This is a genomic window from Frankia sp. BMG5.60 (genome assembly GCF_059428125.1).
Map to the genome: position 1 here is coordinate 6,274,984 of NZ_CM182091.1, position 21,405 is coordinate 6,296,388.

A 21,405-nucleotide genomic window follows, 5' to 3' on the forward strand; every position below is an offset into this window, starting at 1 on the left:
CCACGGTTGCCGGTTACGCCAGTCAGCGCCACGCGCGGCGGCGCCCCGCCGACGGGAGTGCTGTCGACGGGGCGCGGGCCGGCCACTTCCTTGCCCTTCCGGAGGGTTTGGTGTCCGTTTCGTCCCTCTGGAAAGGTAAGGAAGTCGGGCGTGGTGGGGCTACTTGCGGCCGAGGGAGGCGCGCAGGTACTCGCGGTTGAGGGTCGCGATGCTGTCCAGCGGGATGCCCTTCGGGCAGGCGTTGGTGCACTCGCCGGTGTTCGTGCAGCCACCGAAGCCCTCGGCGTCCATCGCCTCGACCAGGTTGAGCACGCGGCTCGCCCGCTCCGGCGCCCCCTGCGGCAGGCTGTTGAGGTGCGTCACCTTCGCCGAGGTGAACAGCATCGCCGAGCCGTTCGGGCAGGCGGCGACGCAGGCCCCGCAGCCGATGCAGGTGGCGTTGTCGAACGCCGTGTCCGCGATCGGCTTCGGCACCGGCGTGGAGTGCGCCTCCGGGGCGCTGCCCGTCGGCGCGCTGATGTACCCGCCGGCCTGGATGATCCGGTCGAGGCCCGACCGGTCCACCATCAGGTCCTTGAGCACGCCGAACGCGACCGAGCGCCAGGGCTCGATGTCGATCACGTCGCCGTCGGAGAACGAGCGCACGTGGAGCTGGCACGTGGTGGTCAGGGCGCGCGGCCCGTGCGCCTGCCCGTTGATGACCACGCCGCAGGAGCCGCAGATGCCCTCGCGACAGTCGTGGTCGAAGGTGACCGGGTCCTCGCCCTCCAGGGTGAGCCGCTCGTTGAGCACGTCGAGCAGCTCCAGGAAGGACATGTCCGGGTTCGCGTCGGGCACCTCGTAGGCCACCATGCGGCCGGGTTCGGCCGGGCCGGCCTGGCGCCAGATCCGCAGGGTGAGCTTCACGGTCGGCTCCTCGCGCTGTCTGCGCTGTCGTGGTTTTCCGGGAGCGCGCGGGTCATGGTCTGCGCGTTGATCATCGATGCTTCGTGGTTCATGGCTGTCCGACCCCGTCTCTCACGCGTAGTTGCGCTGGGCGAGGTGGACGTAGTCGAACTCGAGCGGCTCGCGGTGCAGGACCGGGGTGCCTCCGGTGCCGCCGAACTCCCAGGCTGCGGCGTAGGCGAACCGGTCGTCGTCGCGACGGGCCTCCCCGTCCGGGGTCTGACTCTCGACCCGGAAGTGACCGCCGCAGGACTCCTCGCGGTGCAGCGCGTCGACGCACAGCAGCTCGCCGAGCTCCAGGAAGTCCGACACCCGGTTGGCCCGCTCGAGGCTCTGGTTCAGGCTGGCGCCGCTGCCGGGCACCTTCACCGAACGCCAGAACTCCTCGCGCAGCTCGGGCAGGCGGCCGAGCGCCTTGCGCAGGCCGTCCTCGGTGCGAGCCATCCCGCACTCGTTCCAGAGGATCTCGCCGAGCTCGCGGTGGAACGAGTCGACGGTGCGCTCGCCGTCGATCGACAGCAGCCGGTCCAGCCGGCCCGTCGCCTCGGCGACCGTCGCGGTCACCTCCGGGTGGCTGGCGTCGACCTTGTCGAGCTTGGTGGAGGCGATGTAGTTGCCGAGCATCGGCGGCAGCACGAAGTAGCCGTCGGCCAGGCCCTGCATCAGCGCGCTCGCGCCGAGCCGGTTGGCGCCGTGGTCGGAGAAGTTCGCCTCACCGATGACGAAGCAGCCCGGGATGGTGCTCTGCAGGTCGTAGTCCACCCACAGGCCACCCATCGTGTAGTGGATGGCGGGGTAGATCCGCATCGGGACCTTGTACGGGTCCTCGCCGGTGATCCGGTCGTACATCTCGAACAGGTTGCCGTACTTCTCGCGGACGGCGGGCTCGCCCATCCGCTTGATCGCGTCGGCGAAGTCGAGGTAGACGCCCAGTCCGCCGGGGCCGACCCCGCGGCCCAGGTCGCATTGGTTCTTCGCCGCGCGGGAGGCGATGTCGCGGGGGACCAGGTTGCCGAAGCCGGGGTAGATGCGCTCGAGGTAGTAGTCGCGATCGTCCTCGGGGATCTGGTCCGGCGAACGGGTGTCGCCCGGGTTCTTCGGCACCCAGATCCGGCCGTCGTTGCGCAGCGACTCACTCATCAGGGTGAGCTTGGACTGGTGGTCGCCCGAACGCGGAATGCAGGTCGGGTGGATCTGCGTGTAGCACGGGTTGGCGAAGTAGGCCCCACGCCGGTGGGCCCGCCAGATCGCGCTCGCGTTCGAGTTCTTCGCGTTCGTCGACAGGTAGAACACGTTGCCGTACCCGCCGGTGGCCAGGACGACCGCGTCGGCGAGGTAGGTCGAGATCTCGCCGGTGATCAGGTCACGGGCGACGATGCCGCGGGCGCGGCCGTCGATGACGATCAGGTCGAGCATCTCGGTGCGCGCGTGCATCTCCACGTTGCCGGCATCGATCTGCCGCGACAGCGCCTGGTAGGCGCCGATCAGGAGCTGCTGGCCCGTCTGGCCGCGGGCGTAGAAGGTGCGCGCGACCTGCACGCCGCCGAACGACCGGGTGTCGAGCAGGCCGCCGTACTCGCGGGCGAACGGCACACCCTGCGCCACGCACTGGTCGATGATCTGGGTCGACGTCTGCGCGAGCCGGTAGACGTTGGACTCCCGGGACCGGAAGTCGCCGCCCTTGACCGTGTCGTAGAACAGCCGGTAGACCGAGTCGCCGTCGTTGCGGTAGTTCTTCGCGGCGTTGATGCCGCCCTGCGCGGCGATGGAGTGCGCCCGGCGCGGCGAGTCCTGGTAGCAGAACTGGATGACGTGGTAGCCCTGCTCGGCGAGGGTCGCCCCGGCAGCCCCGCCGGCCAGGCCCGTCCCGACGACGATCACGCTGTGTCGCCGCCGGTTGGCCGGGTTGACCAGCTTGGCGTCGAAGCGGCGCTTGTCCCAGCGCTGCTCGATCGGCACGTCCGGCGCGGTGGTGTCGGCGATGTCGTCGCCGAGCTTGTAGAAGGACATGTCAGCCTCTTTCGTGCGTCAGTCGACGAGGCCGGCGAGGACCGACACCGGAACGATCAGGAATCCCACCGTGAGAAGCACGGCGAGACCCGTCGCCACACCCTTGAAGGCGCGGTCGCGGCTCGGCCGGTTGTACCCGAGGGTCTGGGCGGCGCTCCAGAAACCGTGCTGGATGTGGAGGCCGAGGCAGATCATGGCGGCGATGTAGATGACCGTGACCCACCACACGCTGAAGCTCGACACGACGTTGTCGTAGGCCGCGCCGTCGACTCCGTGGCGGTTCAGGGTGAGCGTGGTGAAGTCGAGGATGTGGTAAACGATGAACAGCGCCAGGGTGATGCCGCCGTAACGCATGATGTGCGTGGCGTAGCCGGCCCTGGCTCGCTGGTGGTGGGAGTATTTCGTCGGCCGGGCCTTCAGGTCACGTCGGCTGAGCTGGTAGGCCGAGACGGCATGTAGCACGACGGCCACTACCAGGACGAACCGCTGGATCCACAGATACCAGCTTTCGTGCAGGACCGGGTTCCCGATCGTGCGCAGCCAGTGGGCGTAGTGGTCGAAGTCGGTTCGGCCGAAGAAGATCTTCAGGTTCCCGAGCATGTGGACGATCAGGAACAGCAGCATCAGCAGACCGGTGACCGCCATCACGGTCTTCTTGCCGATCGTCGAACGCCAGAAGTTCAACGGGGCGAAGGAGGATCGCGCGGGGCGCGGGGGGCGTCCAGCGGGCGCCGGTCGCGTCGGGGTTGTTACAGCCACGCCCGCACCCTAGAACCGGGGCCTCGAGTGGTCCAAGACATGATAAACCTGGACTCCATAGTCGGCTGCTATCGAGGTCTACGCTGGCGGGCGTGCAGTTCCACCAGCTCGCCTATTTCGTCGCCGTCGCGGAGACCCGCCATTTCACTCGGGCCGCGCAGCGGATGCATGTGGCGCAACCCTCACTGTCCCAACAGGTTCGCGCGCTCGAACAGGAGTTGGGCACACCACTGTTCAACCGCGCCCGGGGCAACATCAGCCTGACCGCGGCGGGGGAGACGCTGCTGCCGCTCGCGCGCCGCATCCTCGCGGACACGGAGACGGCTCGCCAGCGCGTCAACGAGCTGCTCGACCTGCGCCACGGCACGGTCCGCCTCGGCGCGACGCCGAGCCTGTGCACCGGCTTCCTGCCCGACGTGCTGCGCCTGTTCCACGAGCGATACCCGGGCATCCGCCTGTTGGTAGAGGAGGGCGGCTCACGTGACCTGGTCCGCGACCTCGCGGGCGGCGACCTCGACCTTGCCCTGATCATCCTGCCGCTGCAGAGCTCCGACCCGGCCCTGGCCACCTCCCCGCTCATCCGGGAGAGCCTGGTCCTGGTCTCCTCCCTCGACGAGCCACCAGTCGTCACCGGTCGCTCGCTGACCGTCGCCGACCTGCGCAACCATCCGCTGGTCATGTTCCGGCGCGGCTACGACCTGCGCGAGGCCACCGTGACGGCCTGCCGGGAGGTCGGCTTCGAGCCGACCTTCGCGATCGAGGGCGGGGAGATGGACGCGGTGCTCGGCTTCGTCGCGGCGGGGCTCGGCAGTGCCGTGATCCCGAGCATGGTCGCCCGCCGCCTCGGCATGCGGGTGACCCCCTTCGTGGCACCCGGGCTGCAGCGCACGATCGGGCTGGCGCGGCGCCGCGACGTCGAGCCGACCCGCGCCGCCGTCGAGCTCCAGCGCGCCCTGTGGGAGTACCTGCGCCATGCCGCCGCCACCGGCAACCTCCCCGACGGCACCCGACTGCTCGGCGACCGCGCTGGTCCCGCGCCCGCCGCCGTCCCCGTCCCCGCCGCCGCGCCCGCCGCCGCGCCCGCCGCCGGGGTCGAGGCCGGTCGGCGGGAGCCGTCGGCCACCGACCCTCCGGGCCTGGCCGGGAATGGCGATGCGAGTTAGCGGCAGGTGTGAGTTGGCGGCCGGATTGTCGGCGAGGCCGGAAAGCCGCCGGCTGACATCGACGCCGGCCGGCATTTCGTAGCTCACCGGCACCTGTGACGGCAGTGCGCCGAAATTCCGCGCAACAGGATTCTTGGGGAAGTCCGTCTACGGAGAATTCGGTCCGGAAATGGTGGTCGCCGGATGTTGTCCCGCTGGTGCCGGCAGAGGTGTCGTCCGCGCGCGACCGGCGAGCACACCGTCACGTTCGGCGACCGGCGGGGTGGCTGGTCTCACTCGGGCGCGGCGAGCGGGGCGCGGACCGTCGCACGTTCCGTGGTGCCCGGCGGGCGTGTGGTGAGCCCCCGTCATGACCGGCCCGAACGGCCCATGGGAGATCACCCTATTCCCTCACCTGCTGTCACATCTCCCACATCCGGAGAGGGCACTCCGGAAGCTGAATTGTTGCTAACTTACAAATAGCCGCACCTCGGGATTCCGATCGTGCGGATCGCCGCCGGGGCCGTCGGCCCGGCCGCGTCCATCGCCCGCACGGGCGCCGGTCTGGATGACCGATGCCGTTCGCCGGGCACCTCCGCGTCATGCGCGAGGGCGGTCCCCCGTCGCCCTGATCCAGCCGATCCGGTCCTCGACCAGGGCAGGATCGCGACCCCCCGTTGGAGGGATGTATTGAGCATCGGTGAGGCCCGGCTCGACGTCGTCGCCACCGTCAGCCCGCCGGCCCGGCCGGTCGAGCAGCTCCGCAAACGCTGGGTTGACCGCTTCCTCGGTTCGGACCCCGGCCTGAACCGGTTCCGGATGGCGCTGCACTGCGTCATCACGATCGGCGCGATCCTGCTGGTCGAATGGCTGTTCGTCCGGGCCACCCACGCGCTGCAGATCGACACCCACGGCGCGCACCTGCCCGCGGCGAAGGCGGCCGCGGTGGCGGCGGCCAACCACCAGTACCAGGTCATCGCCATGATGATGGGTGCGCTGATCGGGCTGATCTCGGTCTTCGGGGTGATGGACGCGACCGCGCGGGGCCAGCTCGTGACGATGCTCCTGCTGCCGGTCCCCATGGTCCCGATGCTCGTGCTCGGCATCAGCCTCGCCGATCACCGGACGATCTCGCTGATCGTCCTCGCTCTCAGCCTGGCGGTCGGTACCTACTGCCGGCGTTTCGGCATGCGCGGCTTCATCGGCGGCATGCTGCTGTTCATGGGCGTCTTCCTGGGGTTCTTCCTGGGGGCGGGCGTGTCGCTGGGTGACCTCGGCTGGCTGTGCGCCGAGCTCGGGGTGGGCCTGGCAGTGGCGATCGTCATCCGCTTCGTGCTGTTCTATCCGCATCCCGCGAAGGCCCTGCAGCGGACCCAGCGCTCCTACGCCGCCCGCGCCCGCAAGGTGGCGAAGCTCGCCCTGGAGCTGTTCGAGGACCCGGAACACAGCGAGCGGCAGGAGCAGCGCCTGCAGCGGCAGTTGGTCCGGCTCAACGAGGCCGCCCTGATGATCGACGCTCAGCTCGGCGATCCGGCCGCGGTGGCGGACGGCTCCTCCGGCCAGCTCCTGCACCAGCGCCTGTTCGACGTCGAGCTGGCCCTGACCAACGTCGCCCGGTTCGCCCAGGCCATGGCCCGCCTCGACCTGCCCGCCGACCAGCTCGGCGAGGTCCGCGGGGCCCTGAACGGAATCCTCGACCGCGACGCCGAGGCGGCCAACGCCCACGCCCGCGCCCTGATCGAGCTGCTGGCGGCGGTGGACCACGATCCCGATCCCCTGGTCGGCGACCGGGACCGTACCGCGGTCGTCGTCGTGCACCGGTTCGCCGGGTCGGTGCTCGCGCTGACCGAGGCGATGGTCCAGTGGCTCGCCCTGGGCTCGGTGAAGGCCGAGGACGGCGCGGCCGCGTTCCAGCCGTCGGTGATGCTGTTCGGCGGCTGGCTGCCGGGGTCCGCGGTGCCCAGCGCCGTGGCCTCGTTGGAACGGGGCGTCCACTCCGGTGGCAGCGTCCGGCTCGCCCCCCACGTGCGGGCGGCCATCCAGATGGGCGTCGCGGTCGCCGGGGCGATCGCGCTCGGCGACCTGCTGTCGGGCCGGCGGTTCTACTGGGCGGTGATCGCCGCGTTCATCACCTTCATGGGGGCGAACAACTCCGGCGAGCAGGTGCGCAAGGCGCTGTCCCGGGTGATCGGCACGCTGGTCGGCATCCTGATCGGCTCGGTGCTCGCGCATGCGGTCGGCCACGACACGGCGCTCTCGCTCACGGTCATCTTCGTCTCGCTGTTCCTCGGCTTCTATTTGATGCGGATCAACTACGCCTTCATGGTCGTCGGGATCACCGTGATGGTCTCCCAGCTCTACGTCCAGCTCGACGAGTTCTCCAACTCGCTGCTGCGCCTGCGGCTGGAGGAGACCGCCCTCGGCGCCGGGGTCGCCATCGTGGTCGTGATGGTGGTGTTCCCGCTGCGTACGCGCCGGGTGCTGCGGGTCGCCCTGCGGGCGTACGTGCAGGCGGTGGCGGACCTCGTCGAGCACGCCAGCTCCCGCCTGCTCGGCGATCCGGTCGGCGGCGACTCCGCCCTGCGGGCCGACGCCCGCGCCGTCGACGCGGCGTACCAGGGCCTGGTCGCGACCGCCCAGCCCCTGCGCCGCACCGTGGTCGGCGGCATCGACGAGGGCATCGGGGAGGTCATGCGCCTGGCCACCGCGTCGCGCAGCTACAGCCGCAACCTCGTCCACGACGTCGAGAAGGCCGGCCCGCTCGACCTCGGCAGCCGACGGGAGATCAAGGGGGCGACCGCGACCCTGCACGAGTCGCTGGACGTCATCGCCGCCGCGCTGAACGGCCCGCGCGACGCGACCTACACCCGGTCGTCGGCGCTGCTCGACCGGGCCGAACGCCGCAGCGAGGAGCAGGCCGGCACCGTCCACGACGGACAGCTCGCCATCCGCGACCTCAAGCTCATCGACGGCGCCATGGCCCGCCTCGCCGAGACGATGTCCCTGCGCATCGCCGACTACGACACCGTCGGCGTCGGCTGACCTCCGTCCCCTGGCTCCCTTTCCCGTGACCGGCGTTCTGCGGCCCGGCGGCACCGACCGCCGGGCCGGCAGCGCGTCCGCGCCGGCGTGGACCTTGCCCCTAGGGGGGCCGCCTGCCGCGATCGTGCGGGATACCACATGCGGCCCCGCTAGGCTGGCCGCATGTCCCTGGTGGCCCTCACCGTCGAGAAGTACAAGTGCTTTGAGCGCCGCCAGACCCTCGAGCTGCGCCCGATCACCGTCCTGCTGGGCCGCAACAACTCCGGTAAGAGCGCCCTCGCCCGCCTGCCGCTCCTGCTGGAGACCGGGCTGCGCACCGACTCCGAGGCGCCGCTCGAACGGGAAAATCTCGGGATCGAACTGGCCGGCGACTTCACTGACCTCATCTTCGGCCAGCGCCCGCATGGAAATGTCACCTTCGGACTGCGCTTCGACGCGATGGATATCGAGGCGACCGTCCAGAATGTCGACGGGCTGTCACGGCACTTGCTCGACTCAGCCCCGAGCAGCGTGGTTACTATGACCTGAAGAATGGCTTCGGTGCCACCGGTTCGAAGCCGGCGACGGTGCGGCCTGAGCAGCGGAATCTGTTCGCCGATCTGGACCCGGAACTGGTGCAGGAACTGGGACACGGTTTCGACGGGAAAATCATCAAGTGCCTGGTGCGTCGCGACCTGGACCTGACGGCTGCCGATTTTGAGGCTGTCGCGCCGGGCGTCCAGGCCGAGCTTGACGAGCTGCTCGCAATGATCGACGAGGTGCTGTGATGGAGACCGCCCCGGGGCAGACCGCGATGATCGTGAAGCCGGAGGTACAGCTACTGGGCGACACCCTGGGCGCGATCGCCCAGGGGACATTGCGGATCCCTCGGTTCCAGCGCCCGTATGTCTGGCGACCGGACCAGATGCTGGAGCTCTTCGACAGTCTGGAGCGCGGATACCCGGTCGGCAGCCTGCTCGTCTGGGAGACGAATCTTCCCCTCCCAAGCCTCGACCGAGTGGGCGACATAGCGGTTCCGGGGCCCCCTCGAGGGACGCCACGGCCTTCGTGCTCGACGGCCACCAGCGACTATCCACCCTGTTCGGGACCCTCATGAGGTCGGTTGACCAGGCCGTACCCGATGGTCAGAGCGACTGGATCTGGCGGGTTTTTCGAGAGCTCGGTGACCGTCCTTCTCGAGAGCTGAGCGATCGCTCCTCACGGAACCGCTACCGGCATTGGAAGCAGGTCGGTATGCCACCTGCGCAACTTCTTCCGATGCGCTCGGTGCTGCGAACGCTGGACTTCCTGAACTTCGCTCGGAGGCTTCAGGGCGGAACTGAATTCTTTGTCGATTCGCATGATGTCGAGAACATGATCGACGAGGCCGAACAGGTTTCACAGCGAATCAAATCCTATCGATTCGCTGTCATCCGACTTCAGGGTGGCACCTTGGATCAGGCCGTCGAAGTGTTCTCCCGGCTGAACAGCAAGGGTAGCCCGATGACTCCGCAGCAGATGGTCTCCGCGTTGACCTATGACGCGGGTTCGGCGGACAATCTGGGGGATCGGATCTCCTTGATCCTCGAAGGGCTGGGAAGTCGGGGTTTCGCCGAATTGCCGTCCAGCACGGTCTTCCGGGCAGTGCTTGCCGTCGCCGGTGAGGAAGATGTCCAGACGGGGCGGTGGGAGAGTCTCGCCAGGCGGACAAAGGGAAAGCTGGACACTGCGGTCGAACGAACTGAGACAGCACTCGGTCTGACGGTCGACTTTCTGCGCTCTGCCGTCGGGGTGCCGCTGGCCCGGCTGGTTCCATACAGCATCCAGGTTCTCCTGCTCACTGCCTTCTTCGATCTGTGTCCGGAACCCGACAGGCGTCAACGCGATGTGCTGATCCGCTGGTTCTGGTCGACGTCCTGGTCCGGGTTCTTCGCGAGCGCCAACACGACCCAGGTCAAGAACTATCTCGCGGCTATGAAGAAGTTCGCGGAGGGCGGGCCCGACCCCGACGGCTGCGACGAGCAGGCCCGCCCGTTCCCGGACCGCTTCGACATGCGCAGCGCGCGGGTTCGGACCTACCTGCTATGGGAACTCCAGGAGCTGCCCGAGCGGCTGTATCCGACCGGAGAGACATTCGACGCCCTGGACGAGCTGGTCAAGGCGGACACCAGGGCGTACCGGCACGTCGTCACGTCCGGTTCCGCCGGCGGTGAACAGAGTCCGGCGAACAGGTTGATCATGCCGACCGGGCCGGGTCTGTCCGTTCGTCGGGCGCTGCTCACGCTCGCGCCGGACGTTGCCGACGCGGTGCTGGCGAGCCACGGCATCCCGCCCGAGGCGATGGCCTCGCTGCATGAGGGAGACGATCAGGGCTTCATTGCCCGCCGCGCGAAGCATCTCGCCGAGCGGGAGCGGGAATTCATCCTGAGAAAGGGAATACGCCCGGCTGATGTGACGGCGGGTGAGGCGGAGATCGATACCGAGTAGAGCATCGTTACATTGAGTAGCCGATGGAGAGGGTCTCGCTCGTGGTGGCGCGGCGGGGGATTGGTCGTCGGTGCTGGTCGTCGGGGCCGGGGAGCGTCGGTTCGGTGACGGTCGGCGAGCGTATCGGTTGGTTGTAGGTGCACTGATGTTTCCGTCCGTGTCGATCTCCGGCCATGTTCGGCTGACAGCGTTCCCTGCGGCGTCGATGGGACCGGCGCCGGAGGAGGACACACATGGTTGTGAACCGTCGACAGTTGATGGCCGGTGCGGGGACCGCCGGCCTCGGCTTCGCCCTGGCCGGGGCGGTGGATGCCGTCTTCGCGGGGACCGCGAACGCCGCGACACCGAAGGCGTTCCGCGGGTACGGGGAGCTCGTCGCGGATCCGAAGAAGGTCATCGACCTGCCGGCCGGCTTCCGTTACGCGGTGTTCTCGCGCGCCGGCAAGGACACGTTGGACGGCGGCGGCGCGGTGCCGGGGTCGCACGACGGCATGTACGCCTTCCCTGGCGGGTTCGGGCGCAGCGTGCTGGTGCGCAACCACGAGCTGTCGCCGGGAACCGACATCCCGGCGGTGCCGCACCGCGACGGCCTCGTCTACGACCCGGCCTGCGCCGGCGGGACGACGACCCTCACGGTCGCGGGCGACCGGCTGCTCGGCCACGTGCCGAGCCTCGCCGGCACCTACCGCAACTGCGCCGGCGGCGGCACGCCGTGGCGGACCTGGCTGTCCTGCGAGGAGACCGAGGCCACCCCGGCCACCGAGGCGGTGCTGACCAAGAAGCACGGCTACGTCTTCGAGGTCGACCCCTTCGGTCGGCTGCGCGACGCCGCCCCGGTGCCGCTGACGGCGCTGGGCCGCTTCCCGCACGAGGCGGTGGCGATCGACCCGCGTTCGGGCATCGTCTACCTCACCGAGGACGCGTCCAAGCCGTACGGCCTGCTCTACCGGTTCCTGCCGCGCCGCCCGCTCGGCGGCCCCGGCAGCCTGCGGGCCGGCGGGAAGCTGCAGGCCCTGTCGGTGCCCGACGTGCGTGACCTGTCCGCGGTGCGGGAGCTGCACACCAAGCTGGCCGTCACCTGGGTGGACGTGCCCGACCCGGACGCGACCACGGTGTCGGTCCGTTCGCAGTTCGACGCCGCGAAGATCACCCGGGTGCCGAAGGCCGAGGGCATCTTCTGGTCCGAGGGCACCGCGTACATCGTCTCCAGCTACGCGAAGAAGGCCGACGGCGCCGCCACCGACCACTCCGGGCAGGTCTGGCGGTTCGACCCGAAGCACTCCACCCTGGAACTCGTCCTGCGCCTGGAGCCGGGCGGCCGGTTCGACGGGCCCGACAACATCACCGTCTCGCCGCTCGGCGGGATCGTGCTCTGCGAGGACGGCGACGGCGAGAACTACCTCGTCGCCCCCTCGGCGGACGGCACCCCCTACCCGCTCGCCCGCAACGCCGGCAGCGACAGCGAGTGGGCCGGCGCCACCTTCTCCCAGGACGGCCGCTGGCTGTACGCCAACGTCCAGGGCGACGGCCTCACGGTGGCCATCACCGGGCCGTGGTGGCGGGGCTGAGCGCCGCTCCAGAGGTGACGGCGGCCGCTCCAAGGGCGACGGCGCCACTCACTGATAGGTGATGAGGTCCGGCGGGGGCGTGAGGGTCAGCGTCTCCGCCGGACTGAACATGTTCGTGTCCTCGTCGAGGAAGAGCTTGAATCCGGTGAAGAACGGCGCCTTGGCCGCCAGTAGCGCGTATTTGTCGAGCTTGTCCTGACGGACGCCGAAGCCGTCGATGTGGAAGACGGTGGCGAGTTCGGGGCGGGCCGCGATGGCCGCCCGGTCGGGCAGCATGGATTCGGTGAACTGATGTATTACGAACAGTTTCTGTGGCAGATTGTGCGCGTGGGTGACGCCGGCGAGCCAGGCGGAGACCTCGTTCAGTCCGGCCGCGTCGCTGCTGCCGATCTGGCGGCCGGGGACCTGGCCCGGCCCCATCTTCCATTCCGGGTCGAGGGCGAGCCCGACGTCCGGTTCCCGTAGGAAACGTTCGTACCTGCGCGCCTGGTCCAGAAAACGCCCGCGCCCGGGCTGTAGATCGAGGATGAGCAGCATCCGGTGCGCCCGGGCGGCGGCGAGGTACGGCTCGACCGCGGCCGGCGACAGCGCGGAGCTGTACAGCCCGTCCGTGCCGGGTGAGGCCGACGCGACGGTCGTGATGAGCTCCATCGCCGGCTGCACCGGCCGGCCGCCCGCGGCGAAGGGCGCCGCGGCCGCGAGCACGCGCTGCGCCGCCTGCTCCGGCGTCCCCTCGCCGAGCACGCCGAGCGCCCCGCCGCCCACCGAACCGTAGTGCGCCACGATCCGAAAGCGCGGTAGCAGCGTGCGACCGCCCATCGGCAGTTGCGGCGCGTCGGCGCCCCCGGCCGCGGGCCGCCCCGGCTCGTCCCCATGCCCGGCCGCTTCGGGCTCGGGCGTCGATCCCGGCCCCCCGCCGGGGCCGCTCTGTCCGGTGGGGCCGGTCGGGCCGATCAGGTCGGCCGGGCTGGTCGGGCCAATCGGGTGGGTCAGGCCGGTCGGACTGGCGGCGGGTGCGCGCTGCGCCGCCGCCGCAGTCTGCTGCGCGCCCTCTGGCTGCGAGCCGCATCCCGCCCCGAGAACCGAGACGAGCAGCAGGAGGCCCAGCACCGCGACCGGCAGCGCATCTCGCCACCCGGGCTGCCCGCCACCCCGCCGGGCCCTGAGCCGCCGTTCACCGCCACCCTGCTGGTTCCCGCCACCCTGCCGCTCGCTGCCGCGCCGTTGCTCGCCGCCCTGCTGCCCGCCGCCGCCCTGCTGCCCGCCGCTGCGCGGCGGGTCGTCCTGCCGAAGGCTGCCCCGGTGCCATGTCGCTCGGTGATCGGCCATGCCGCCGCTCCTACCCCGCGCAACACCGGATCATGGCGTCCGAGCAGGGGGATTTGCGCTGCCGCCCAGGAGGATCCGGCGGCGACGATGCGGCCGCCGGTGGCTCCCGCGTGGCCTGCACGCCGTCCGACGGACATCTACGTCGTCTAAATCCTATCTTCATAATCATATCGGCATGTCAATGCAATGCCCAGTAATTCGGTCGGGAAGTTTTTCGCGGGTTGGCGACGGCCGGCCAATGTGGTCTCTCTGTCCGCGGACGTACCTTTTTGGCTCAGCCTCGTGCGTTCCGGTCGCGGCCGATTAAAGTTGGATGAGCAGTCGTAGATCGGGCGGTTTGAAGTCTGCGAGGGACTGTGATGCGGGGACGATTGTCGACGCGCGGTTCGCGTGAGCCCACGTCGGTGCACACGGGCGGCAGTGTCGGCGCCGCCATCCACCTCGACAACGCGGGAGGCGATATGAACAGTGTCGATATAGCGCTGAAGGAGTCGCTGGAGATCGGGGGCGCGCTCGGGGCGGCCCTCGTCGATTTCACCAGCGGCATGACTCTCGGCACGACCGGAAACGCGCACACCCTCGACCTGGAGGTGGCCGCCGCCGGCAACACCGAGGTCATCCGGGCGAAGCTGCGGACCATGGAGAGCCTCGGCCTGCAGGACACCATCGAGGACATCCTCATCACGCTCGGCCGTCAATACCACCTGATCCGCCTGTTGCAGAGTCATTCCGGCCGCGGTCTGTTTCTCTACCTGGTGCTGGACAAGGGGCGGGCGAACCTCGCGCTGGCCCGTCACCGCCTGCGCGCCATCGAGGCCCAGCTCGACGTCTGACGCCGGCACCGTCGCCCCGGCTTCGGCGCATCCCCGCGCCCGGCCTCAGCGCGGGCCGGGGCGCGCTGCTCCGGCGGGAAAAGGGCAGACTGGGCCTGACGGAGCAGCGGAGGCGAACTTGACGACACTGGTCGGAACCAGGCTGGCCGTCCCCAAGGCGGGAGCTCGCGGAACGGAGACCGCTCGATCGGGGGCAGGCCGGTCGGGGGCAGGCCGGTCGGGGGCAGGCCGGTGATGACGGCTCAGCCGGCCCTGCGGATCCGGGGCGCGGTGCTGGTCGGGCCGGAGGAGGTCCGCGACGAGCTCTGGGTCGTGGACGGTCGAATCAGTTTCACCGCGCCAGCCGGCACCGCCGCCCGGGACGTGCGAACGGTGTCCGGTTGGGCGCTGCCCGGGCTGGTCGACGCGCACTGCCACGTCGGCCTCGACGCCGGCGGCGCCGTGGACCGGCCGACCGCGGAGGAGCAGATCACCACCGACCGTGCGGCCGGCGCGCTGCTGCTGCGCGACGCCGGCTCCCCGGCAGACACCCGATGGGTCGACGACCGCGACGACCTGCCCCGCCTGGTGCGCGCCGGCCGGCACATCGCCCGTCCCCGCCGCTACATCCGCAACTATGCCGCCGAGGTCGAGCCGGACGACCTGGTGGCCGAGGTCGTCGCCCAGGCCGGCCGCGGCGACGGCTGGGTCAAGCTCGTCGGGGACTGGATCGACCGCGGCGTCGGGGACCTCGCGCCCTGCTGGCCCGCGGACGCCGCGAAGGCGGCGATCGACGCTGCCCACACGGTCGGCGCCCGGGTGACCGCCCACTGCTTCGCCGAGGACTCGCTCGCCGACCTCGTCGAGGCGGGCATCGACTGCATCGAGCACGCCACCGGGCTCACCGAGGACACGATCCCGCTGTTCGCCGAGCGGGGGGTCGCGATCGTCCCGACCCTGGTGAACATCGCCACCTTCGAGGGCATCGCCCGCGGCGCCGAGGAGAAGTTCCCCGCCTACGCCCGGCACATGCGGGCCCTGCACGCCCGCCGGTACGACACGGTGCGGGCCGCCCACGACGCCGGGATCCCCATCTACGTCGGCACCGACGCCGGGGGCAGCCTGCCGCACGGCCTGGTCGCCGCCGAGGTCGCCGAACTGCGCCGCGCCGGCCTGCCGGCCGAGGTCGCCCTGTCGGCCGCCACCTGGTCGGCGCGGGCCTGGCTCGGTCATCCGGCGCTCACCGAGGGCGCCCCCGCCGACCTGGTCGTCTACCCCGCCGACCCGCGTGCCGACGTCGGCGTCCTCGCCGCCCCCGACGTCATCGTCCTGCGCGGCCGTCCCGTCGCCCCCTGACCCGTCGGGCCGGGACGGCGTCCCCGGGAGGTGCCGCGCGGCGTCGCCCCGGCGGTGCGGCGGTGCGGCGGTCAGGTGGGCCAGGTGGCACTGTCGACGGCGCGGCGCAGGAACTCGGCGCTGGGACGTGGGTCGATGCCGGCGGCGGCGAGCCAGGCGGGGGAGTAGTAGGTGTCCGCGTAGCGGTCGCCGCCGTCACAGATCAGGGTGACGATGCTGCCCTGGCGATCGGCGGCGACGAGCTCGCAGGCGAGCTGGATGGCACCCCACAGGTTCGTGCCCGTCGAGGCGCCGGCCCGCCGGCCGGTGAGCGCCTGCAGGAACTGCATGGCGGCGATGGACGCGGCGTCCGGGACACTGATCATCCGGTCGACGACGTCGGGCAGGAAGCTCGGTTCGACCCGCGGCCGGCCGATCCCCTCGATGCGGGAGTTCTCCCCTGCCGCGTGCGGGTCGCCGGTGGACCAGCTTCGGTGGAACGCCGACCCCTCCGGGTCGACCACGCACAGGGCGGAGTCGTGCTGGCGGTAGCGCAGGTAGCGGCCGATCGTCGCGCTGGTCCCGCCGGTGCCCGCGCCGACGACGACCCAGGCCGGGACGGGATGGCGTTCCAGGGCCATCTGACTGAAGATCGACTCGGCGATGTTGTTGTTACCGCGCCAGTCCGTGGCGCGCTCCGCGTAGGTGAACTGGTCCATGTAGTGCCCGCCGGTCGCGGTGGCCAGCCGGTGCGCCTCCGGGTAGACCATGGCCGCGTCGGAGACCAGGTGACAGCGGCCCTGCTCCCGTTCGATCAGGGCGATCTTCTGGGCGCTGGTCGACGCGGGCATCACGGCGATGAACGGCAGGCCCAGCATCCGGGCGAAATACGCCTCCGAGACCGCCGTGGAGCCCGAGGACGCCTCCACGACCGTCGTGCCCTCCCGGATCCAGCCGTTGCTCAGCCCGTAGAGGAACAGCGACCGGGCGAGTCGGTGCTTCAGCGAACCGGTGGGATGCGTCGACTCGTCCTTGAGGTAGACGTCCACGCCGCGGCGCGCCGACCACAGCGACAGCGGGATCAGGTGGGTGTCCGCCGAGCGGTTCGTGTCGGCCTCCACCAGCGCGACGGCCTCCCGGATCCAGCGCCGATCCCGCCGGCTGGGTGCTGCGTCCATGGCCGACATCCAACCCGGTTGACCGCTGACCTGCCGATTCTCGGGCCGCCGTGAATCAGAGGAGCGTGCCGAACACCTGCGTCCAGTAGGTGCCGTACTCGCCGCCGGCGGCGTAGCCGACGCCGATCTGGCGAAGCTGCGGGATGAGGATGTTGGCCCGGTGGCCCGGGCTCTGCATCCAGCCGGCGACGACCTCCTCGGCCGTGGTCTGGCCGGCGGCGATGTTCTCGGCGACCCGGGCGTAGCGGTAGCCCAGGTCCGTGACCCGATCGGACACGGTCCGGCCGTCCGGGCTGGTGTGGGCGAAGAAGCCGCGCGCCACCATGTCCCGGCTGTGCTCGGCGGCGGCGGCGGTCAGCGTCGGGTCGACGGCGAGCGGGGCGAGACCCTCCCGCTCGCGTTCGATGTTCGTGAGCGCGACGACCTGGGCCAACATCGCCGGAACGTCGCCCTCCCCGGCCCCGTCCGGCGCCGGCCGATCGTCGGGCACCTTCCCGTGGCCGGATGCCCAGGGGCCGCCCCACCCCGCCGGCGGGCCGCCGGCGGGGACGGGAGCGGTGCTGGCGGGAGCGGTGCTGGCGGGAGCGGTGGCGGCGGGGGCGTCCTGGCGGGGGACGGCCGGGACGAGACCGGGTGGGGGCGCCGCGGCCTCGGGCGCGGCCGGGCTGCCGTCGTCGACGTCCACGCCGAAGTCACGGGCGAGGCCGGCGAGGCCGTCGGCGTAACCCTGCCCGACGGCGCGGACCTTCCACTCCGCTCCCCGGCGGTAGATCTCGATGAGGGTGACCACGGTCTCGCTGGACAGCGGCGGCGGGGTGAAGTGGGCGCTGAGGTTGCCGCGCCGGTCGTGCAGCGTGACGACGGGCCCGGGCAGCTGCCCGAAGGGAGTCGTGCCGTCCTCGGAGCTGGCGACGATCACGACGCGTTCGGCGCCGGGCCGCAGCCGCTCCGGGTCGACCATCACCTCGTCGCCGCTGAGGATGACGCCGGCCGTCGCCGGCTGGTTGTAGAACACGAAGTCGTCATCCCCGTCGACCTTGCCGTGCGCCGCGGTCACCAACGCGCACAGGTCGAACGGCCCGATCAGGCGAACCGAGACGGGGCCGCGGGGCAGCGGCGCGTTCGCACCGGGCACGAGCTCTGTCATCCGTCCCACTCCCGTGGCTGTTCTGGTCGGCCTTGGCTGGCTGTGGTCGGCCTTGGCTGTTCTGGTCGGCCTTGGCAGTTGTGGTCGGCCTTGGCTGTTGGCCGTGGCCGTGTACTGGTCGGTGAGGATGCGCTGCCGCCGGCCCATCGCCGGGTTGGGGCGGGCGCCGGGCGACGGCGACGTGTCCGCCTGTTCTAGATGTACCGGGTGATGGGCGCGGCCACCATGCCTGACGCGGTGCGGCGCCAGGTCCGTGCCACGTCCGGGCGGGATTGTGGCTCGTCCGAGTGACATCGGTGAGTGTCCGGTGTCCGCCCGTAAGACCACGATCACCCGACTTGGTCCGCCGCCGGGATTCCCGTGGGTCGCGGTGGCTGCCACCGCCAACCAATGATCGCGACGTGGGTCGCCATGGCTGTTGTGGATGGTTTGCTTGTCACGCCGGTCGCGCCCGCCGTACCGTCTGCGTCGGTCGCCGTGATCAATGGTTCCGGCGCGCGAGGTCCGTGGCGCGATGGGCGGGAGCCGCTCGTCGCGCCGGGGCGGGCCGGTGGCCGCCGTGGGGGACCGCTGGGGGGATGAAGCAGGGCGCGCCGGTGTGTGGCGCCCGGAGCAGGGTGGACCGTGAACGACGTCATGGGCTTCGCGCTGCTCAGCCTCGGGACGGGCGCGTTGTACGCGCTGGTCGCCGCGGGCGTGGTGGTGATCGCCCGCGGGGCCGGGGTGCTCAACATGGCCCAGGGCGCGCTGGTGGCGTGGGCCGCCTACGCCTTCCACGGCCTGCGCGGCCCGTGGGGGCTCCCGCTGGTCCTGGCCGCGGTGCTCGCCGTCGCGTCGACGGCCGGTATCGGCGTCGGGTTCCAGTTGCTGGTCATGCGCCCGCTGCGGGAGGCGACGGCGCTGCTGCGGCTGATGGCGACCCTCGGCCTGCTGATCATTCTCCAGTCGTCGCTGACGCTGATGTTCGCCGGCGCGGTGCGCACCTCCCCGACGGTGCTGCCCACCGGCACGGTCGAGCTGTTCGGCGAGTCCATCGGTGTGGACGTGTTCGTCCGGCTCGCCGCCGTCGTCGTGCTCATCGCGGCGGCGTGGGCGGTCTTCCGGTTCACGACGGTGGGGCTCGCCGCGACGGCGGCCACCGAGAACCCGCGGGCCGCCGCCACCTTCGGCTGGTCCGTCGACGCGATCGCCGCCGGCGCGTGGGGCGCCGGCGGCGCGCTCGCCGGGCTCGGTGGCGTCCTGCTCGCCCCGTTGCAGAATCCGCTGTCCGCGACGAACCTGCTGCTGCTCATCGTGCCGGCGCTGGCGGTGGCGCTGGTGGCGCGGTTCCAGTCCTTCCCCGGGGTGCTGCTCGGCGGCCTCGTCCTCGGCGTCATCGAGGTGGAGGCGCAGTACGAGTTCGTCGCGCACCATCCCTGGTGGCGCGGGGTCGACCGGGCGGTGCCGCTGGCCGTCATCGTCTTCTACCTGGCCGTGCGCGGCCGGGGCCTGCCCGAGCGGGGTCACCTCGCCGAGCGCCACCCGGTGCTCGGCAGCGGCCGGGTCCATCCGCGCGCCCTCGCCGTGGCCGTCGCGGCGATGCTGGCGGCGGTCTGGTTGCTGCCCCGCGACTGGGTCGACGCCCTTGACGCCAACGCGCTGTGGGCTTTGATCATCCTGTCCGTCGTGGTGCTTGTCGGGTTCACCGGGCAGCTCTCCCTGGCCCAGCTCGCCTTCTCCGGGATCGCGGCGCTGATCGCCGGGCGGCTGGTGGCGACCCGCGGCTGGCCGTTGGAGGCGGCGATGGCCGTCGGGGTGGCCGGCACCGCCGTCGTCGGACTGCTGTTCGCGTTGCCCGCGCTGCGCACCCGGGGGTTGCAGCTCGCGGTGGTGACCCTCGGTCTCGGCGCGGCCGTCGACGCCCTGCTGTTCCAGCGGGGCTACCACTCCCCGCCACCCCCGGGGGCGGGGGCGCTCGGCTCGCTGTTCGGTGACCTCGCCTCGCCCGAGGGGACAGTGGTGGGACGCCAGCGTTTCCTCGGCGTCCCACTGGACAAGGTGACTGATCCGCGCGGCTTCGCGACCGTGTCCGTGCTCGCCTTCGTCCTGGTCGCGCTCGCGGTGGCGAACCTGCGCCGCGGCCGGGCCGGCCGGCGGCTCATCGCGGTGCGGACCAACGAGCGGGCCGCCGCGGCGCTGGGCATCAGCGTCGTGGCCGCCAAGCTGTACGCGTTCGCGCTGTCCGCGGCCATCGCCGGGTTCGGCGGGGTGCTCTACGCCTTCTACGTCTACGGTGAGCGCGGCAACATCGACTACGGCGACGGGACGTTCGCGCCGTTCTCCTCGATCCTGCTCATCGCCTACGCCGTTGTCGGCGGGGTCGGCTGGGTGAGCGGCTCGTTCGCGGGCGCGACGATGGCCGCCGGCGCGCTGGCGACCCGTATCGGCGGCTCGGTCGGGGAGTGGCTCGGCCGGCTCGGCGCGCTGCTGCGGGTCGTCGTCGCGGCGATCGCCGGCCTGCTCGGCCTCGCCGCCGGCGCCGCGGTGGCCGGCGATCGGCGCACCGGCGGCGGGCTCGGCGCGGCGGCGCGGCGCCGGCTGCCCTGGCTCGTCGCGGCGGCCGCGGCCGTGCTCGCCGCCGTCTTCGGGGGCGCGGTGCGTGACTGGCTGGCCGAGCTGGACCGGTACGTGCCGCTGATCGGCGGCATCGTCCTCGTCGTCGTGCTCTCCCGCTCCGGCGGCGGGATGGCGCCCGAGAACGCCCGCACCGCCCGCCTGCTCCGCGACCGCTGCCTACCCGGCGCGGCCGACCGCCGTCGCCGCGCCGATGCCGCCCGGCTGGACCAGGCGCTGCGCGCGGCTCCCGGCCAGGGCCCGCCGTCGGGCGCGGTCGAGCCGGCGACGCTGTCGGTGTGGGGGCTGACGGTCAGCTTCGGCGCGGTGCGCGCGGTGCGCGCCGTCGACCTGCGGGTCGTTCCCGGCCAGGTGGTCGGGATGATCGGCCCGAACGGCGCGGGCAAGACGACGGTCATCGACGCGATCACCGGCTACACCTCGGCGGCGGTCACCTCGATGACGCTCGGCGAGGTCCGCCTCGACCGGCTGCCCGCGCACCGGCGGGCCCGCGCGGGCATCAGCCGGTCGTTCCAGAACCTGGAGCTGTTCGACGACCTCACCGTGCTGGAGAACATCCAGGCGGCCAGCGACCGCCGCGACGCCCGCGCGTACCTCACCGATCTGGTGTTCCCGCGGTCCCGGCCGCTGCCCGCCGCGGCGATCGCCGCCGTCGACGCCTTCGGGCTGCGCGAGGACCTGCTGCGCACCGTCTCCGACCTGCCCTACGGCCGCCGCCGGCTGCTGGCCATCGCCCGCGCCGTCGCGGCCGGGCCGGCCGTGCTGCTGCTCGACGAGCCGTGCGCCGGCCTGGACGAGTCCGAAAGCGCCGAGGTCGCCGCCCTGCTGCGCCGCCTCGCCGATGACTGGGGGCTCGGCATCCTGCTCAACGAGCACGACATGGACGTCATCATGAGCGTCTGCGACCGGGTGGTCGTGCTCGACGCCGGCGCGCTCATCGCCGAGGGAACGCCGGCGCAGGTGGCCGCCGACCCGCGCGTGCGGGCGGCCTACCTCGGCGACGCCGACGAGCCGGCCCGCCAACCGGCCTACCTCCCCCTGCCCTGACGGCCCCTGAGC

16 protein-coding genes are annotated in these 21,405 nt (G+C 71.5%); 10 read left to right on the forward strand and 6 right to left on the reverse strand.

Features of this window, described 5'->3' with window-relative positions; genetic code table 11:
- Window positions 1-159 precede the first annotated feature (159 nt).
- The 3 genes from AC5R91_RS25665 to AC5R91_RS25675 form a co-directional block, all read right to left on the reverse strand.
- Window positions 160-906 carry a succinate dehydrogenase/fumarate reductase iron-sulfur subunit gene (locus AC5R91_RS25665; RefSeq protein WP_044883743.1) on the reverse strand — a complete coding sequence of 249 codons (747 nt, stop codon included), beginning with the start codon at window positions 904-906 and terminating at the stop codon, window positions 160-162.
- A gap of 111 nt (window positions 907-1,017) precedes the next feature.
- Complete coding sequence (locus AC5R91_RS25670; protein WP_495393856.1) at window positions 1,018-2,955, reverse strand: fumarate reductase/succinate dehydrogenase flavoprotein subunit; 1,938 nt, start codon at window positions 2,953-2,955, stop codon at window positions 1,018-1,020.
- Window positions 2,956-2,973: 18 nt separating this feature from the next.
- Window positions 2,974-3,639 (reverse strand): succinate dehydrogenase cytochrome b subunit, encoded by a 666-nt coding sequence (locus AC5R91_RS25675; RefSeq protein ID WP_082121678.1) that lies wholly within the window; start codon window positions 3,637-3,639, stop codon window positions 2,974-2,976.
- A 167-nt stretch (window positions 3,640-3,806) separates the two neighbouring features.
- On the opposite strand from AC5R91_RS25675, the gene AC5R91_RS25680 reads away from it, so the two are divergent.
- The 7 genes from AC5R91_RS25680 (at window position 3,807) to AC5R91_RS25710 (ending at window position 11,932) form a co-directional block, all read left to right on the forward strand.
- Complete coding sequence (locus AC5R91_RS25680) at window positions 3,807-4,877, forward strand: LysR family transcriptional regulator (protein WP_495393857.1); 1,071 nt, start codon at window positions 3,807-3,809, stop codon at window positions 4,875-4,877.
- A 669-nt stretch (window positions 4,878-5,546) separates the two neighbouring features.
- Entirely contained in the window at window positions 5,547-7,898 is a 2,352-nt protein-coding gene (locus tag AC5R91_RS25685) for an FUSC family protein (RefSeq protein ID WP_495393858.1), read from the forward strand.
- A gap of 162 nt (window positions 7,899-8,060) precedes the next feature.
- Window positions 8,061-8,426, forward strand: coding sequence for a hypothetical protein (locus AC5R91_RS25690; protein WP_495393859.1), 366 nt, complete (start codon window positions 8,061-8,063; stop codon window positions 8,424-8,426).
- Window positions 8,427-8,464: 38 nt separating this feature from the next.
- Window positions 8,465-8,665 (forward strand): hypothetical protein, encoded by a 201-nt coding sequence (locus AC5R91_RS25695; RefSeq protein ID WP_495393860.1) that lies wholly within the window; start codon window positions 8,465-8,467, stop codon window positions 8,663-8,665.
- A gap of 26 nt (window positions 8,666-8,691) precedes the next feature.
- Window positions 8,692-8,994, forward strand: a complete 303-nt coding sequence (locus AC5R91_RS25700; protein ID WP_495398061.1) for a GmrSD restriction endonuclease domain-containing protein — start codon at window positions 8,692-8,694, stop codon at window positions 8,992-8,994.
- A 137-nt stretch (window positions 8,995-9,131) separates the two neighbouring features.
- The gene (locus AC5R91_RS25705) at window positions 9,132-10,364 is read left to right on the forward strand and encodes a hypothetical protein (protein WP_495393861.1); all 1,233 of its coding nucleotides are present in this window, start codon (window positions 9,132-9,134) and stop codon (window positions 10,362-10,364) included.
- A 233-nt stretch (window positions 10,365-10,597) separates the two neighbouring features.
- Window positions 10,598-11,932: an alkaline phosphatase PhoX gene (locus tag AC5R91_RS25710; protein ID WP_495393862.1), complete on the forward strand. Its 1,335-nt coding sequence runs from the start codon at window positions 10,598-10,600 to the stop codon at window positions 11,930-11,932.
- Window positions 11,933-11,980: 48 nt separating this feature from the next.
- Here the strand turns inward: AC5R91_RS25710 and AC5R91_RS25715 are convergent, their stop codons facing one another.
- The gene (locus AC5R91_RS25715; protein WP_495393863.1) at window positions 11,981-13,261 is read right to left on the reverse strand and encodes a hypothetical protein; all 1,281 of its coding nucleotides are present in this window, start codon (window positions 13,259-13,261) and stop codon (window positions 11,981-11,983) included.
- A gap of 461 nt (window positions 13,262-13,722) precedes the next feature.
- Here AC5R91_RS25715 and AC5R91_RS25720 point away from each other — a divergent pair, with 461 nt between their 5' ends.
- Together AC5R91_RS25720 and AC5R91_RS25725 are read left to right on the forward strand one after the other, a co-directional pair.
- A complete protein-coding gene (locus AC5R91_RS25720) occupies window positions 13,723-14,094 on the forward strand; it encodes a hypothetical protein (protein ID WP_495393864.1) in 372 nt (123 codons plus the stop codon).
- Between the two features lie 234 nt (window positions 14,095-14,328).
- Window positions 14,329-15,429 carry an amidohydrolase family protein gene (locus tag AC5R91_RS25725; RefSeq protein WP_495393865.1) on the forward strand — a complete coding sequence of 367 codons (1,101 nt, stop codon included), beginning with the start codon at window positions 14,329-14,331 and terminating at the stop codon, window positions 15,427-15,429.
- Window positions 15,430-15,500: 71 nt separating this feature from the next.
- Here AC5R91_RS25725 and cds1 read toward each other — a convergent pair whose 3' ends face one another.
- Window positions 15,501-16,586 (reverse strand): L-cysteine desulfhydrase Cds1, encoded by a 1,086-nt coding sequence (gene cds1, locus AC5R91_RS25730; RefSeq protein WP_495393866.1) that lies wholly within the window; start codon window positions 16,584-16,586, stop codon window positions 15,501-15,503.
- Window positions 16,587-16,641: 55 nt separating this feature from the next.
- Window positions 16,642-17,733 (reverse strand): CAP domain-containing protein, encoded by a 1,092-nt coding sequence (locus AC5R91_RS25735; RefSeq protein WP_495393867.1) that lies wholly within the window; start codon window positions 17,731-17,733, stop codon window positions 16,642-16,644.
- A 624-nt stretch (window positions 17,734-18,357) separates the two neighbouring features.
- Between AC5R91_RS25735 and AC5R91_RS25740 the strand changes: the two genes are divergently transcribed.
- Window positions 18,358-21,393, forward strand: a complete 3,036-nt coding sequence (locus tag AC5R91_RS25740) for an ABC transporter permease subunit (protein ID WP_495393868.1) — start codon at window positions 18,358-18,360, stop codon at window positions 21,391-21,393.
- Window positions 21,394-21,405 lie beyond the last annotated feature (12 nt).

Coding starts and splice junctions, on each gene's coding strand:
- AC5R91_RS25690 (WP_495393859.1), top strand. CDS start 8,061: ATGTCCCTGGTGGCCCTCACCGTCGAGAAGTACAAGTGCTTTGAGCGC.
- AC5R91_RS25670 (WP_495393856.1), bottom strand. CDS start 2,955: ATGTCCTTCTACAAGCTCGGCGACGACATCGCCGACACCACCGCGCCG.
- AC5R91_RS25700 (WP_495398061.1), top strand. CDS start 8,692: ATGATCGTGAAGCCGGAGGTACAGCTACTGGGCGACACCCTGGGCGCG.
- AC5R91_RS25715 (WP_495393863.1), bottom strand. CDS start 13,261: ATGGCCGATCACCGAGCGACATGGCACCGGGGCAGCCTTCGGCAGGAC.
- AC5R91_RS25725 (WP_495393865.1), top strand. CDS start 14,329: ATGACGGCTCAGCCGGCCCTGCGGATCCGGGGCGCGGTGCTGGTCGGG.
- AC5R91_RS25710 (WP_495393862.1), top strand. CDS start 10,598: ATGGTTGTGAACCGTCGACAGTTGATGGCCGGTGCGGGGACCGCCGGC.
- AC5R91_RS25735 (WP_495393867.1), bottom strand. CDS start 17,733: ATGACAGAGCTCGTGCCCGGTGCGAACGCGCCGCTGCCCCGCGGCCCC.
- AC5R91_RS25720 (WP_495393864.1), top strand. CDS start 13,723: ATGAACAGTGTCGATATAGCGCTGAAGGAGTCGCTGGAGATCGGGGGC.
- cds1 (WP_495393866.1), bottom strand. CDS start 16,586: ATGGACGCAGCACCCAGCCGGCGGGATCGGCGCTGGATCCGGGAGGCC.
- AC5R91_RS25705 (WP_495393861.1), top strand. CDS start 9,132: ATGCCACCTGCGCAACTTCTTCCGATGCGCTCGGTGCTGCGAACGCTG.